This window comes from Pararhodonellum marinum (assembly GCF_015354735.1).
Classification (GTDB): domain Bacteria; phylum Bacteroidota; class Bacteroidia; order Cytophagales; family Cyclobacteriaceae; genus Pararhodonellum; species Pararhodonellum marinum.
Map to the genome: position 1 here is coordinate 790725 of NZ_JACEFJ010000001.1, position 15773 is coordinate 806497.

Consider the following 15773-nt stretch of genomic DNA (forward strand, 5'->3'; position numbering starts at 1 on the left):
CAAGTAACTTTATCGTTCTTTTTAATTAGAAAACTTTACATAAAATGGCAAATAACAGTTGGAATTTAAACATTTCTCAAGACGCTGATAAATCAGAAGTATTTCAATCTGTAGAGGCTTTCCTCAACGAATTGGGATTGGGAATTGCCTCGAAAGACATGGAAAGGCCTTGGGGCGGTTTTTTTGTAATTCAAGAAGATCAAATTAAACGCTTCAAGTCTATTTTTTTCGATGATGTTTTTTTAGATGAGCATCAAATGCAACAAAAATTAAGTCCCAAGATTTTATTGGTTGGGCCAGATAAGCGCCTATCTTGGCAATATCACCATCGAAGAGCCGAAATCTGGAAACTAATAGCCGGAAACGCGGGAATTGTGGTTAGTCCTGATGATCGTTTAAATGATTTAAAAAAATTAGAGTTGGGTAAAGTAATTAGATTATCCCAAGGTGAGAGGCATCGCCTTGTGGGCTTGACAGGGTGGGGGATAGTGGCTGAAATTTGGATGCACACGGATCCTGATCATCCTTCTGATGAATCCGACATTGTTCGGGTGGAAGACGATTTCCAGAGAACATAAAAAAGGCCCCAATTTGGGACCTTTTTGATTTAATTACCGGCTCTTCTTGTATTGTTGCTTCTATTGGATGATCTGGTCGTACCGGTTGACCTGCTGGTATTTCCTGAACTTCTTACTGCTGGCTGACTGCTTCGGCTTGAACTTCCGCTGTTTACCCTTGGGGCAGTATTCCTCTGGTTTTGCTGGCTCCTGGCAGGTTGAGCTTTGGTATTTCTTTGGTTGCTACTAGAACCACTCACCCTACTCTGTGGTCTGGAGGTATTTCCGGCAGGGCTACTCTGTCTGACCTGAGGATTGCTTCTTACTGCGGACCTATTGGTTGTACCTACCCTTTGATTGGTATTTCCTCTTTGAGTAGGGGTCACACTAGGCGTGGAATTTCTATTGGTGTTTTGCCTGTTGTTCTGAAGGGTTTCAGTTCGGTTTGTGGCATTGCCCCTATTGTTTATAGTTCCCTCAATTCGGTTACTTGTTGTACCTACTCGGTTGCTGTTGGCAGTATTTACCCGATTTGAATTGTTGGGATTGACGGAAGCATTGTTGCCCAAATTTCTACCTCTACTAACATCCTGAGCTGTGGACACCCTTGCAGGTCTCGCTTGGCTGTTTCTATTGGCTCGACTATCTATTTCAGGCCTGTACAGGTTAACTTGGTTATTGGCTACTGAAGCTCTACCAGGTCGATTGGATTCCCCAACATGATATACAGGCACTCTGCTTCTGGTCGCTCTTTCTATGTCTCTTCTATCTGGACCAGACACGTATACCCGGTTATTGCTGACGTAGGTATTGTTGATGATGGTCGTTTGGTTGTAAATGTTGACAACACGCGCTCTTGGAGCATAATATCTATAAAGATTTCTTCCGAAGAATCTTCTTTGAGGAACAAAAACGTACCACCTGTTGGGAATGGTGTGAAATCCTACATTGATAGCGATCCCTGGGCCCATAGGTGCCCAACCATAATATCCTCCTCCTGTTCTCCAAGATACCCAAGCTGGTCCCCATTCATACCCAGGTACCCAAGCCCATCCATAGAAATCGTCAAAAAACCAGCGGCCATAATGAAATGGAGCCCATCCCCAGTCATAGTGAGAAACCCAAGTGTTGCCATAGGTAGTCATTACCCAGTGACCGTTGGTTCCATAGGGATGAAAGTCATGACCTACATTTGGTATCCATACATATCCATGTCTTTGATCCATTACCCAGTTTCCATATGGCATCAAACCATCATAAAATACCTGGAAGGAAACTCCATTGAAATTTGCTGTAGCTTTATGGCTTGGTAAAGTAAGTGATACCCCTACCAAAACTAGAAATACGAGTAATAATCTTAGCGTTTTCATGACCGTAACCTTTAAATGTTTATTTGGTTTTACGGCATTTATTAAAAAATAGTTGCTTATTTCGAATTAATTCATATAAAAAATTTCAAAAAAATCAAAAATAGGTATATTTTATTATTTTTTATAGAAAAGACACAAGGATTGTATAAGAAATAATCATGCCAAAAGATTTGTTGAGTCCGATAGCTTAGAAAAAGTATAAAAAAAGGCCCGAAAAACATTTCGGGCCATTTAAAAAGACTTTACAGTGACTCTTGTCGTGGATTATCAGAATTAACGATATTAACTTAAACCAACCAGTTACAAAAAAATGAGTTAACCACTTCAAACGTACTTTTACTGCATTGCCTATCAATTAAAGATTATGATTCAAATATAGATTAAATAATTTAAAGTGCAAAAAAAATAGTATGAAAAACAAAAAAAATTATTTAACTTAAAAAATAAGACCTTCTTCAAGGTCTTTTGAATTCATTTCATTTTTTCTATTCGCTGAGCTATTTCTTCCGCTTCAGCCATTAATTTATCCGAAGCGGTCCTATTGGTATGGGAAAGCTTGTAGGCTTTTTCCATAACTTCTTTATAGGTTTGCTGAAGCTTTTCTTTTTCTGATTTCTTTTTGAATAGACCAAACATGTTTCCTGAGGTTTATCTATTCAACCCTATCTCTTCCAAAAAGTTTAACTAGTCAAATTGCTGGAAAGGGATTTCCAATAAATTCTCATTTTGAGGGACGATTTCATCATCCTGAAAATTAATGATTTCTTCAAGGCGACCGCTTGTGTTGTAATACCTCCATTGGCCTTCTTTTTTCCCATCGACCATTTGCCCTCTTGAAGCCAAGCGACCATTTTCATGGTAATACTTCCACTCACCTTCGGCTTTACCAAAAGCAAAATTACCTTCTGATTCTTTTTCCCCGTCTATATAGTAAGTGATTCTGGTCCCGCTACCATCCTTGAGTGTGCCCGGATCGAATGTTTTTTGTCCATCATAGCTTTTATATTCACTGATATTCATCAAACGGCCATTTTCCCAAGTTTCCTCCTGTGTTAGCTGTTTGTTATCATAAAACAGCCCCCATATCCCGTTTTCAAATCCGTAGAAATAACTGCCAACTGATTTGAGTTGACCGCCATCATAATAATAAAACCATTGTCCATGCTCAGACCCGAGTTGGTATTCTCCTTCAGCTACAAGAATACCTATTTTATTGAAATACTTCCATAGACCAGTTTTTACATCATTTTTGTATTCTCCGATGGAATAAAGTTCACCATCAGGATAATAACTCTTCCATAGGCCGTCCTTTACTCCATTTTTATATTGTCCCCGTACGGAAGGATTTCCATTGACGTGATTTTCGATATACTCACCTTTGGGCATACCCAATTCATAACTTTTCTTTTTGGAGACATTTCTATTGGGAAAATATTCCACCCATTCACCAACGGGTATGTCATTCTCATATTTTTCTATTCTTGCCTCTCTTTTGTTTTCATAAAAAAAAGTCCAAGTGCCGGTTTTGTTTCCTTGGTCATCAAATGATGTAGTGGATTCCAAAGTTCTTGAATTGGGAAAAAAAGTTTTCCATTCTCCAACTCTGTTTCCATTTTTATATTCCCCCTGCTCCTCAATGATGTTGTTTTCCGAATAACGCTTAAAAGGGCCATTGAGTCTTCCGTTTTTGTAGGTGGTTTCCACAATCAACTGCCCATATGGTGAATATTCAAGATACGCCCCCTCCATATTGCCGTTATCAAAGTTCTGCTTCAAGGCGAGCTGTCCATTGTCGTAATAAGTCAGCCATTCACCTGTTTTTTTGCCATCCACAAAAGTGCCTTCCGTCTTGATCTGCCTTGGATTGACGTAGTCAGGCAAACCAAACCTGCCATAATATTCCTTGTAGGGGCCTACCAATACACTGTCTTGATAAATTGCCTCTTCTTTCAACGCGCCCGCCATATCATATCTACGGAAAACACCATTCAACTTATTTTCCTTGTACTCGAGCTCGATATGTTTCTGATTGTTGCGGTGGTATGTCACCCAAGGTCCATCCCGATCTCCTGTATTGAAGTAACCCTGCTCAATCATTCGGTTGTCCCTAGCATCATAAAATTTCCAAAGCCCATCCAAGGTTCCGTCTTTTGAAACCCCAACGCCTAGAATGGTAGAGTCTGAATTGTATATTTGAAGGGTTTGACTTTGGGAGAAAGTCAGCATGGGGATGGAAATCAGAAGAAAAAAAGCAAAATAATATTTCATATGGTTGGAGACTTTATTGAATGCTTACGTTATCTATGAAATACAGGTTTAAAATTCCCTGAAATTACAAAATAAAGATAATATTTAATTCCCAATGTCCAATAAAAGCCTCAACTCTCTAGAAAGTAGATGCTCCAACTGATCCATGGATCGTTGCAAAGTGATTTTTTTCACCAACAAAACAAATGGTTGATCCATCTTCAGTTTTTCAAAAGCTTCCTCGGTAACTGAATGGATTGCACTTTGACTATCAATGATTTTTGGATAGTCAAATGGATCTGATGAAACGCTCAAAAAGTATCCTTCCTTAAATCTAGCATTTACGACTTCATGAATAGCTTTATCTTGTCCGAAAAAATCCAAAACAAACATTCCGTATCCCCACCAGTGAAGGATTCTGATATTTCTGCCTTCTAAAAGATCGAAATCTCTAAAGACATCCAAGACCTGGTAAGGGCAGGATTTGAGTTCGTTGCCTTTGCTGATTTTAATGCCTTTGGATTGGGGATGTATCTTGATTAAGTCTTCCAGAGATAGCTTATTTGCTACATTTGAAAATAAAGTTACCATTTGTGATTTTTGTCGGGAGATATTTTCAAAAAGATTCCGATCTCCGAGAAGTTCGAGGTCAAGATTACCGCCTGGTTGGAATGATAAATCCGAATTTACCATCTCAAAAGTGCTGATGCCCAAGTAAATCCACTACCAAAAGCAGCCAAGCAAATCAAGTCCCCCTCTTTGATGCGGCCTTGTTCCCAGGCTTCACTTAAAGCTATGGGAATGGTAGCGGCGGTGGTGTTTCCATAGTACATGATGTTGTTGAACACTTTATGGTCAGGCAGTCCCATTTTTTCTTGAATAAAATTGCTGATCCTCAGGTTGGCTTGGTGAGGGATGAGAAGATCTATGTCATCTGCCTTTAATTGATTGAATTCTAGCGCTTCAAGGATTACTTCTCTAAACCTGACCACAGCATGTTTAAAAACGGTATTTCCGTTCATAAACATTTTAAAGCTTGGTTGGTCAATGATCTCCGGCGATAACCTGATTTCCCTACTGCTTCCCGGATCTTTGAGATAAAGCTCCTCCGCATAGTCCCCATCTGCATGCAAATGGGTAGACAATATCCCAGGCTGTTCGGATTCTACTGCACTTAAAACTACTGCGCCGGCCCCATCAGCAAATATGACGGCACTGGACCTTCCTTCATCACTCTTGTCCAGTGCGGAAGACTGGATTTCTGCCCCAACCACCAAAATATTTTTATACATGCAGGTTTTGATAAATTGATCCGCCACCGATAAGCTATATATAAACCCTGAACAGGCATTTCGGATATCAATGGCCCCAATGCCTTGCATCCCAAGCTCTCTTTGCAAAAGGACCCCGTTTCCTGGCACGAAATAATCAGGAGTAATGGTGGCAAAAACGATTAAATCTATTTCTTTATGGGACAGTCCAGCTCTTTTCAAGGCCATTTTTGAAGCTTCAACAGACATGCTGGTCACAGTGTCCTTTCCGGGAGTGAACCATCGTCTTTCCCTGATTCCGGTCCTCTCTACGATCCATTCATTGTTGGTGTCTATAATTTTGGCCAGGTCATCATTGGTGACTACCTGTTCTGGGACAAAATGTCCGGTTCCAACTATTCGGGATCTTTTCATATGTATGGTTTATTTGGGTTCATATTTCTTAAAGTAAAATTAAGGGGTTTTGTTTTGGTTTACCTAAATCAAAAGGAATTTCTGCATTAAATGACAATTCAATGTTATGAAATTATTAAAAATATAAATAAATAAAAAAAAATGTAGTTCAAATACATAAAAATACATTAGCTAAAAAAATAGGTACATGATGTTGACTTTCAGTTGTTTACTGTGTAGAAATAGTTTTCAATTCATTTTAACGTTATAAAATTTCTTGATATAAAGCCATATTAATTTTTTTATAACACAAATAAAGCGTTTTGTATAATAAAAAATGTTTTTTATGTTTAGCAATCTTTTAACTAAACATTTTATACAAATGAAAAAAAATCTCTTTTCGCTGCTCATTTATTTTAGCGCTGCGCTTTTTCTTTTCTCATGTCAGGAAGAGGCAGAGGTCAATCCATTGACCAACAATTTGGAAGAGGGTATGGTATCCCTCAATTTGGTAAATTCTTTAAGACAGTCCACTGGTACTCCTATTGGGGCTAGAGTGGCTTCTGATGAAGAATTCAATCCATCATGTTCCACCTTACCCTTGTTTTATACAGAATTGTCAGGGGGAGGTAATATCGGAGTGACCTCTCAGGCAGACATCCCTGGCTTGGGTCACCGATTTAGAGTAAGAAACCCGACACTAGCGCCTATGTTGGATGTGGAAATCAGTTTAGCTGGTGGACCTGTTTTATTTTCAGGCTTGAGTGTACCTGCAGAATCCCAACTTTGGATTATTCTGCCTCAAAAAGGAACTACCATTACCAAATGGACCAACCCTGATGGCACCACCGGCCAGTTGAACAGGGCGCTTAACAATGAAGTGCAATCCTGTACAGACGAGGATTTTAATCCTTTTTGTTCTACACTTGACATTTTTGCGACGCCCTACACCAGCGGATCAAATGTGAACACCACTTCCATTCATGACATCCCAGGAAAGGGACATAGACTGAGAATCATGAACCCTACTCAGCAAGCCATAACAAATGTTTCTGTACGTTTGGCTGGAGGAGCTACGCTTTTGACAGGATTATATATCCCGGCAGAAACGGCACTTTGGGTTATTTTGTCTGAAAAAGGAACGGCAATAACTTCATGGACCAATTCAGATGGAAGCACAGGTTCGAATACCAAGTCCCTCAATAATGAAGTACAGAATTGTGAAGAACCGCTCTGTGAATTCCCTGATGATTACCAGCATGATGTGCCGTCAAGTTTTGATGTTTACTTCATCGGAGCGGATGGCAAAGAATTTAAGTTTGAAAATGTGGGAGAGGGAACCGATACTTATGAATTGCCTTTGCAATCATACACAATTTATGTAACTAATTTCTCGGATTATCAGAATTTACCTCAATACACAGATCAACTGTTCATGTTGGGAACCAGCATTGTAGATTTCAGTAATACTTCAAGTGCTACTGTAACAGTTTTGAATCCTTATAGTGCAGTGATGGTAGGCATAACGAATCAATTGAGTATCTCTACTGTACCAACTTTAGAAGGAAATGCTTTATCTAATGTTGGGGATTGGTTCCTTATCTACAGTTTGAGTGATGCAGGAAATACAGAAGATCTGATGATTACCGATGTGAGGGGGGATCAAAGAACTCTGACCGAAAACTTCAACAGAAATGAGCAGTACAGGTATGTCTTGTGCATCGATTCTGACCTTACGATAGTGGTTGAAGATGTTTTTGTAATCACCAACGACATGTTCGTAAGATAAAAAGCTATTTGATTTTTAAACTAAAAACCGGGAGAGATCCCGGTTTTTTTATATCCTATGCTGACTTTTTAGCTTCCAATATCGATAAAGACCTGCAACAGATATCCAACTTGGATTCGCATATTCATAAACCTTCAATTGGTCTGCATCACATGCTTTGTCGATCAATTGTTGCTTGGCATAAGCCTTAAATCGGGGAATCACTGTTGCTTGATCCTCATCTGCTTCGAATGGGATCCGTATCCAGGCTGCCCAATCCATTAGCATTTGTTCAAGTTCAGAAAGATGGTTTTCTACGTCATCCACTATACCGAAATGGGTCAAATAGAGGCGTTGAGGGTTGATTTTTCTTATTTTTTCTATGGATTCAACCCAATTTTCAACATGGATATCGGGGGGAGGGCAAGGAGGAACCACTGGCCCCTTTCCGATTTTCACACCTGCAACATCGCCTGTAAAAAGGATTGATTTATATTTCCAAGCTATATGATGAGCGGCATGACCTGGGGTGAAAATGGCCTGAAAAGCATGGTTGCCTACATTTACAATTTCTCCATCTTCAGGAATTTGGATACTGGCTTTTGGAATGGCTTCCATTTTGCCCCAAAGGTTTTCCATTTCATCTCCATAAATCTGAGCGGCAGAATTCCAGAGTTTTTCAGGAGACATCAAATGAGGGGCTCCCAATGGATGCACCACTATTTTGGCTCCCTTTTCTGCCAATTTCCAGGCAGCCCCGGCATGATCAAAATGGATATGGGTCAAAAATACATATTGGATGTCCTCGGGAAAATACCCTTTCTCTCTCAACCCCCTTTCCAATTGGGGATAGGTACTTTCCGGTCCTGACTCAATCAGTACGGGCCCAATATCAGTTTCCACCAAATAGCTGGCAATTGCTCCTAATGTATTTTGAAAATGTAAATCAAGGGTAAAAACAGACATGTCAACCAAATAGGGTATAGTTGCCAAACTGATCCATGGGAGAGGTTTTTCTTATTACGGATGGGTGGTCATTGGCCACTTGATTTACCAAGGGAGAAACAGGGTAACTATTCATCAATTCGGATGGAAAGGTCTGCATCATGTTCAGCAACTCAGTTTCAGAAGTATATCTGTCCAACCATTTTTTTTCGTCTTCCTTGGCCAAGATCACAGGCATCCTGTCATGCACCTCAGCCACCAAAGCATTTGGACTGGTGGTTAGGATAAGAAAGGTATGATTGATTTTGCCTTCTTGGTTTTCAAATTCCTCCCAGATTCCGGCAAATGCAAATAGGCCACCATCAATCAGCGTAAAGCGGTTGGGACTTTTGGTTTTTTTACCCAACTGTTTCCATTCAAAAAAACCGTCCGCCGGAACAAGACAGCGTCTACTTCGAAACGCCGATTTAAAAGAAGCTTTCTCTGCCACTGTTTCGGCTCTAGCATTGATGAATTTGTAAGAAACGGGCTTATTCCTGGCAAATTCCGGCGTTATGCCCCAATAGAAATGAGAGAATCCCTTGGGACTGTCCGAAGTGATGACTGGTAGCAATTGAGTAGGGGCTATGTTGTACCTGGGTTTAAAATCTTCCAAGTGTTCAGCTTGAAATCTTTCTTCCAGTTCGATCTTGCTTTTGGCGAGTGAATATCTTCCGCACATTTTAGTATTTTTTATTGGAGCCGTGTGCGTAAGTTAAATATCCCTTTCCACAAATTCAAATGCTCTTTTTTCTGACCAATAGATTTCATTTTTATTTCTGGGACTGAAACCCACATGGCCACCATAATGAGGGAATTCCATATAAACCTGCTTCAGTTCTTGGGCCAAGTCTGTAGGGAAGCATTGTTCACTTAGAAAAGGGTCATTCTGTGCATTTAAAATGAGACTAGGGACCTGTATCCCGTGTAGGAAATACAAAGAAGAACATTTTTCATAATAATCTTTGGCCCCATCAAAGCCATGAAGTGGACCAGTATAGTGTTCATCAAAATCTTCCAGCGTTTTGATTTTCTTCAGTTTTTCAAGTTGGACCACCTCCGGGAAAATCTTCGCTTTTTTTTGGATTTTTTCCTTTAAGCTTAACAAAAAACGTATGGCGTAGAGAATATTTTCTCCTTTGGAAATTTGGATGGATGAGCTATGAAGGTGTAAAGGGACTGAAATTGTAACCGCTTTTTTGATTTTAAACGACCTTTTTCTTTCCTCTCCCAGGTATTTCAGTGTTAGATTACCCCCTAAGCTGAATCCGATCAAGAAGATTTCCTGATAAGACCTTTCGGCGTGTTGGACTACCCGATGCAAATCATAAGTGGCACCTGAATGATAAAAGATGGCAGTATGGTTCATTTCTTCACCACATCCTCTAAAATTCCAAGTCAATACATCGTAGCCGTTTCGAAAAAACTGCTCAGCCATTCCCGTCATGTAAGGCCTTTGGCTGTTGCCTTCCAAACCGTGGCTGATGATGACCAGCCTTGGTTGGTTACTTCTCAACCAGTCCAGATCCAAAAAATCCCCATCAGGAGTGTTAATCCTTTCTCTTTCAAAGGGTAATGGAATGGGTTTTCTGAAGATTCCGGGGATGATGGTCTGTAGATGACCATTGAACAAATGGGCAGGTCTTAAGTAATTGCTGCTTGAAATTAACGGCATTTTAGAAAAGGCGTAAACGTTTTCAGATTTCTATTCCTCAAAATACTATTATTAAATTTGAATAAACATTTTTTAAGAACTATTTTTGAAATGCTTAAAAATCGTAGAGGAAGAACAAACATATGGCCGAAATAATAAGAATGCCCAAAATGAGCGATACCATGGAAGAGGGAGTCATCGCTTCTTGGATCAAAAAAATAGGAGATGAAGTGAAGCCCGGCGATATCTTGGCCGAAGTGGAAACCGATAAAGCAACCATGGAATTGGAAGCTTATGAAGAAGGCATTTTACTTCACATCGGTGTAGAAGAAAAAGACTCAGTGCCTGTCAATGGCGTCATTGCTATCATAGGAGAAAAGGACGAAAACATCGAGGAATTATTGAAAGAAATCAGTAGCGGCAACGGAGGAGATGATGCCAAAGAAGAGAAAAAGGAACCTTCAAATGCCAAATCAGAAGAAAAAGCTGAAAAAGAAGAAAGCAAGTCTGAAAAATCTGAAAAGACATCTGAAAAAATAGATACATCCGATATTGCAGCCACCTTGATCACCATGCCCAAAATGAGTGATACCATGCAGGAAGGCACCATTTCTGCCTGGTTGAAGAAAGTGGGCGATGAGGTGAAATCAGGGGATATCCTTGCAGAGGTCGAAACCGATAAGGCCACCATGGAACTTGAATCATATGAAGACGGGACCATTTTGTACATTGGAGTAGAAGAAGGGGATTCTGTGGAAATAGATGGGGTAATTGCGGTAATCGGAGAAAAAGATGCAGATTATAAAAAATTAATAGAAGCGCATAAAAGTAAAGGTTCCGGAAAAGGAGATGAGCAATCTTCGGAAAAGGAAACACCGAAAGAGGAACCAAAAGCAGAAAAGCAAGATACCAAAGCGCCTGAAAAAGCAAATACTGAATCTGTATCTTCCAGTGATAATGGAAGACTAAAAGCATCACCTTTAGCGAAAAAACTAGCGGAAGACAAAGGAATAGACATTCAGTTGGTCAAAGGTTCCGGTGAGGGGGGAAGGATCATCAAAAGAGACATTGAGAATTTTGATCCATCCAAAGCGGCTCCAAAAGCAGAAACCACAGCTGCTGCAACAAGTAGTGTAGCTGTTGGACAGGAATCTTTCAAAGAGGAGAAGGTTTCTCAAATGAGGAAAACCATCGCGAAACGTCTTGCAGAAAGCAAATTCAATGCGCCTCATTTCTACCTCACCATGGAAATCAACATGGACAAGGCCATCGAAGCGAGAAAAAGCATGAATGAAATTGCGCCGGTCAAGATATCCTTCAATGACATGGTTATCAAAGCCGCAGCCGCAGCGCTGAGGCAGCATCCAAAAGTAAACTGTTCTTGGTTAGGGGATAAAATAAGGTACAACGACCACATACATATTGGTATGGCTGTGGCCGTAGACGAAGGGCTTCTGGTTCCTGTGATCAGATTTGCTGACAGCAAATCTCTTTCACAGATTTCCAATGAAGCCAAGTCCTTGGGAGGTAAAGCCAAAAACAAAGAACTTCAGCCCAAAGACTGGGAAGGAAATACCTTTACCATTTCCAACTTGGGAATGTTTGGAATAGATGAATTTACTGCCATCATCAATCCGCCTGATGCCTGTATCATGGCAGTGGGTGGAATCAAGGAGACGGTCATTGTTAAAGAAGGTCAAATGGTGGTTGGAAACCTGATGAAGGTTACCTTATCCTGTGACCACAGGGTAGTGGACGGAGCGGTAGGCTCTGCATTCTTACTGACTTTCAAGAGTCTTTTGGAAGACCCTGTCAGGATTTTGATTTAACTCTTTATCTGAAACTATTTTCAGTTAAATTACTTATTCATTAATTATACTGCCAAAAAGTCCTGTTTCAATAGGACTTTTTGTTTTGTACGGCTTTTGTAAGGTCTAAAGAAATTAAAAATATGAAAAAAATTAAATCAACTACCGTAGTCGCCATCAAGCACCAAGGTCAAGTGGTGATCGGTGCTGACGGTCAGGCTACTTTAGGAAATACGGTGGCAAAAAGCTCTGTCAATAAAATCAGAAAACTGCAAGGTGGAAAAATTGTGACAGGATTTGCCGGGTCAACGGCGGATGCCTTTACACTTTTGGATAAATTTGAAGAAAAGCTGGGCGCTTATGGCAACAACATGAAGCGGGCAGCCGTGGAATTGGCCAAGGAATGGCGTACCGACCGGATGCTGAGCAAATTGGAGGCCATGATGATCGTGGCGGATGCCAGTGACATTCTGATCATTTCAGGTACAGGTGATGTGATAGAGCCAGATATGGAAATAGCTACCATTGGCTCAGGAAGCATGTTTGCCCAATCTGCAGCGCGTGCCTTAAAGAAATTTGCACCACAACTATCTGCCGAGGAAATGGTGAGGGAAAGCTTGGGTATTGCAGCGGATGTTTGCATATATACCAACCATAATCTGGTGGTAGAAAAAGTTTCAAGCTAAAAAATAACGGGCCCAGTTTGCTTTAGCCCATGCAAACTGTGTCCATTTTTATGCTTTTATCCTTATTTCTTGCGGGATCAAATCCGTCAGATCTGCGATCCTTATAGGTGTATTGTTTTCTATGCTCTTCCGGGCAGCGATTCCCACCAGTATAGACATGGCCCCATCTCTCGTTCCCGCAGATTGGTGATACGGATCACCCATATCGGGATCTTTAAAAAGCTTGTCTTTCAATCTTACATCTCCACCCCCATGTCCTCCTCCACCATGGGGAACCTGAATGATTTCTGACTTTCCGAAATTCTTGGTCAAGCGTATTTCATCATAATTGACTTCCTGCCAGGGCTGTTGCTCTTTGATCCAAGCTTCAAGCCTTCCTTTTGTTCCATTGAAAGCAATCCGGTATCCCTCATAGGGTGAATAAGTAGTCAAAGAGTAACTGACCTGCGCCTTATTGGCATATTTAATTTGGACCGCCATTTTATCATAGATGTCTATGTCTTCCCTGAACACGCAACCATCCCTGAGGTATCCGTCATGTTTTTCATTTTTCACATATAAATCCACCAAATGGCTGCTCTTTTCTATATCCCAATAGAAATCACAGGTTCCTTTGTGTGGGCAGGGTCGGCAATGGGTATGCCGTAATTTCCCGTTTTTCCCATAGAACTCCAATTCCCCAAAGGCAAAAACTTCCTCAGGGTCAGAGTCCAGCCACCAATTGAGCAAATCAAAATGATGGGTAGATTTGTGAACCAAAAGTGTCCCGCCGAATTCTTTGTAGCCATGCCATCTTCTGAAATAATCTGCCCCATGGGAAGTGTTGAGGTACCAATGGAAATCTACGGAAGTTATCTCCCCAATTGAATCCTCTCTCAGCAACTCATAAATTTTTTGCCGATGAGGCGAATACCTGTAATTGAACGTGACAATGACTTTTTTACCTGATTTTTTCTCCGCATCCAAGATGGCCTGACATTTTACTTCGTCGGTAGTCATGGGCTTTTCGGAAATGACATGGGCCCCGGCCTCCAGTCCTTTGATGATAAATAGGTGGTGGGTACTGTCCATGGTGGTCACTATCAATAGGTCCGGTTTGGTTTCCGCCATCATCTGGTCAAAATCCACAAATGTAGGACAATCGACACCTATATATCCTTTGGCAAAAGTCAGTCTACCTGGATTGATATCACTCAGTCCGACAAACTCGACATGGTCCTGATACTCTTTTGCCACAGACCTGCCAAACATATTGACCCCCCTGATACCGGTTCCTACCAAAGCAATTTTCATTTTTCGGTCTGCATTTTCCCAAAGGGTTAAGGCTTCTGCCAGAGGGTTTACCAACATCCCACCGGCTGAAAGTGCAGCTGTTTTTTTTAGAAAGTTTCTTCGTTCAAAAGGTTTCATGGTCATTTGGGTTAAATGAGATAAATATTGACTTCAGTTGTTGTGGATTTTGAACAAGTACAAGGTAAACTATAAAATAAAAAAAATCCATAATATCAACTATCATGGACTTTCCTTATCAATGCCAAAGAAGGATTTTATATGGTGAAATCATAGACCTGCACTTTGTTCCACTTGTCTGAATTTTCTTCAATGAATTTCAAGTGGTCCGGATCCGATTGGTAATCCAATTGGTCCTCCAGGCTGTCAAAGAAAAAGGTACATGCCACCTGAAAACTGTGATCCACCACTGGTCTTCTTTCTGTTGGGGCGGGTGTGCCAATATAGGAACTTTTGATGGTTTTGATTTTGGCCAATGTCTTTACAGCCTTTAAAAAAGGAGCAGTGTTTTTCTCTGGCTCATTGAGCCAAAAATATACTTGATGGATCATCTTGGTGTTTTTTTGGTTTTCGGCTTTGGTGATTTGGGGCATGATTGCCATGGCACTGATGGCGGTTAAGTTTTGAATGAATTTTCTGCGGTTGCTCATAAGAAATAGGTTTTATTAAATAGGCTTCAAAGTTTTAAAGATAAAAAATTATATTGCGATTTAGGTATAAAGAAGCAAAATGAACTACAGAAAATTAGGTAAGACAGGATTTCAAATTTCCGAAATCGGACTGGGGACTTGGCAGGTAGGAGGGGGATGGGGAGGTGACTTTGATGAGAATGCCGCCCATAAGATCATTCATGAGGCCTTGGATCAGGGGATCAATTTCATAGATACCGCAGATGTTTACGATGCAGGTAGGAGTGAAAGAGCAGTAGGCAAAGTGATCAAAGAAAGAAAAGAAGATATCAAAGTGGCTACCAAATGTGGCCGCCAAATCAATCCCCATATCAATGAAGGATACAAACCAGAGGTACTGAGGGGTTTTGTGGAGGCCAGTCTGAAAAATATGGGACTGGAAAGACTGGATTTGATTCAATTGCACTGTCCTCCAACAGAGGTATATTCCAGAGATGAGATATTTGAGCTATTTGACAGATTGAAGGATGAAGGTAAAATCCAACATCTGGGCGTGAGTGTAGAAAAGGTGGATGAAGCCATTTTGGCCATGAATTATGAACAAGTGGCATCAGTGCAGATCATTTTCAACATGTTTAGACCCAAGCCGTCAGAGACATTTTTTGAAATGGCAAATACCAACGAGGTGGGGATCATTGTAAGAGTACCTTTGGCAAGTGGTTTGTTGACTGGGAAATTGACTGCACAAAGTCAATTCGATCCCAAAGACCACCGGTCATTTAACCGGGATGGTGCCGCCTTCGATAAGGGGGAGACTTTCTCCGGAGTTCCATATGAAATTGGAATTTTGGCTGTGGAAGAATTAAAGGAAGTATTCAAAGGAAATGGGCCGCTTGCAGCTTTGGCGCTGAGGTGGATATTGATGTTTCCAGAGGTCAGTACGGTGATTCCCGGGGCATCCGGAACCGAACAGGTGGTTTCCAACGTAAGCGCTGCGAATTTACCAGCCATAGACCCTGTCAAAATGAAAAAAGTCATGGAGGTGTATGAGAAATACATCAAAAAGGAGGTTCACCGATTTTGGTGAACCTCCTTTTACCTTTTTCAAAAATCCAG

At 40.8% G+C, this 15773-nt stretch carries 15 protein-coding genes; 5 read left to right on the forward strand and 10 right to left on the reverse strand.

The window, feature by feature from the left end:
• The first annotated feature begins 44 nt into the window (after window positions 1-44).
• Window positions 45-578, forward strand: coding sequence for a cupin domain-containing protein (locus H1A14_RS03320; protein WP_194774760.1), 534 nt, complete (start codon window positions 45-47; stop codon window positions 576-578).
• Between the two features lie 29 nt (window positions 579-607).
• Here the strand turns inward: H1A14_RS03320 and H1A14_RS03325 are convergent, their stop codons facing one another.
• The 5 genes from H1A14_RS03325 to H1A14_RS03345 all read right to left on the reverse strand — a co-directional run bounded on the left by H1A14_RS03325 (window position 608) and on the right by H1A14_RS03345 (window position 5859).
• Entirely contained in the window at window positions 608-1927 is a 1320-nt protein-coding gene (locus H1A14_RS03325) for a DUF6600 domain-containing protein (protein ID WP_194774761.1), read from the reverse strand.
• 471 nt (window positions 1928-2398) lie between these two features.
• Window positions 2399-2563, reverse strand: a complete 165-nt coding sequence (locus H1A14_RS03330) for a Lacal_2735 family protein (RefSeq protein WP_194774762.1) — start codon at window positions 2561-2563, stop codon at window positions 2399-2401.
• A 48-nt stretch (window positions 2564-2611) separates the two neighbouring features.
• Window positions 2612-4195, reverse strand: a complete 1584-nt coding sequence (locus tag H1A14_RS03335; RefSeq protein ID WP_194774763.1) for a toxin-antitoxin system YwqK family antitoxin — start codon at window positions 4193-4195, stop codon at window positions 2612-2614.
• A gap of 84 nt (window positions 4196-4279) precedes the next feature.
• A complete protein-coding gene (locus H1A14_RS03340) occupies window positions 4280-4765 on the reverse strand; it encodes a hypothetical protein (RefSeq protein ID WP_194774764.1) in 486 nt (161 codons plus the stop codon).
• Between the two features lie 95 nt (window positions 4766-4860).
• Window positions 4861-5859 (reverse strand): 3-oxoacyl-ACP synthase III family protein, encoded by a 999-nt coding sequence (locus H1A14_RS03345; RefSeq protein WP_194774765.1) that lies wholly within the window; start codon window positions 5857-5859, stop codon window positions 4861-4863.
• A 361-nt stretch (window positions 5860-6220) separates the two neighbouring features.
• On the opposite strand from H1A14_RS03345, the gene H1A14_RS03350 reads away from it, so the two are divergent.
• A complete protein-coding gene (locus H1A14_RS03350; protein ID WP_194774766.1) occupies window positions 6221-7627 on the forward strand; it encodes a hypothetical protein in 1407 nt (468 codons plus the stop codon).
• Window positions 7628-7675: 48 nt separating this feature from the next.
• Here the strand turns inward: H1A14_RS03350 and H1A14_RS03355 are convergent, their stop codons facing one another.
• From H1A14_RS03355 to H1A14_RS03365, 3 genes are read right to left on the reverse strand one after another with little or no spacing between them, the layout of a single operon-like run.
• Window positions 7676-8572, reverse strand: coding sequence for an MBL fold metallo-hydrolase (locus tag H1A14_RS03355; protein ID WP_194774767.1), 897 nt, complete (start codon window positions 8570-8572; stop codon window positions 7676-7678).
• Window position 8573: 1 nt separating this feature from the next.
• Window positions 8574-9272, reverse strand: a complete 699-nt coding sequence (locus H1A14_RS03360) for an SOS response-associated peptidase (protein ID WP_194774768.1) — start codon at window positions 9270-9272, stop codon at window positions 8574-8576.
• A 33-nt stretch (window positions 9273-9305) separates the two neighbouring features.
• Complete coding sequence (locus H1A14_RS03365; RefSeq protein WP_194774769.1) at window positions 9306-10265, reverse strand: YheT family hydrolase; 960 nt, start codon at window positions 10263-10265, stop codon at window positions 9306-9308.
• A gap of 122 nt (window positions 10266-10387) precedes the next feature.
• On the opposite strand from H1A14_RS03365, the gene H1A14_RS03370 reads away from it, so the two are divergent.
• Entirely contained in the window at window positions 10388-12073 is a 1686-nt protein-coding gene (locus H1A14_RS03370) for a pyruvate dehydrogenase complex dihydrolipoamide acetyltransferase (protein WP_194774770.1), read from the forward strand.
• Window positions 12074-12195: 122 nt separating this feature from the next.
• A complete protein-coding gene (hslV, locus tag H1A14_RS03375) occupies window positions 12196-12738 on the forward strand; it encodes an ATP-dependent protease subunit HslV (protein WP_194774771.1) in 543 nt (180 codons plus the stop codon).
• 48 nt (window positions 12739-12786) lie between these two features.
• On the opposite strand, the gene H1A14_RS03380 is transcribed toward hslV, so the two are convergent.
• On the reverse strand, window positions 12787-14148 hold the full coding sequence (locus H1A14_RS03380) for a Gfo/Idh/MocA family protein (protein WP_228527529.1): 1362 nt from the start codon (window positions 14146-14148) through the stop codon (window positions 12787-12789).
• A 137-nt stretch (window positions 14149-14285) separates the two neighbouring features.
• Entirely contained in the window at window positions 14286-14678 is a 393-nt protein-coding gene (locus tag H1A14_RS03385) for a Dabb family protein (protein ID WP_194774773.1), read from the reverse strand.
• A gap of 79 nt (window positions 14679-14757) precedes the next feature.
• On the opposite strand from H1A14_RS03385, the gene H1A14_RS03390 reads away from it, so the two are divergent.
• Window positions 14758-15744 carry an aldo/keto reductase gene (locus tag H1A14_RS03390; RefSeq protein ID WP_194774774.1) on the forward strand — a complete coding sequence of 329 codons (987 nt, stop codon included), beginning with the start codon at window positions 14758-14760 and terminating at the stop codon, window positions 15742-15744.
• Window positions 15745-15773 lie beyond the last annotated feature (29 nt).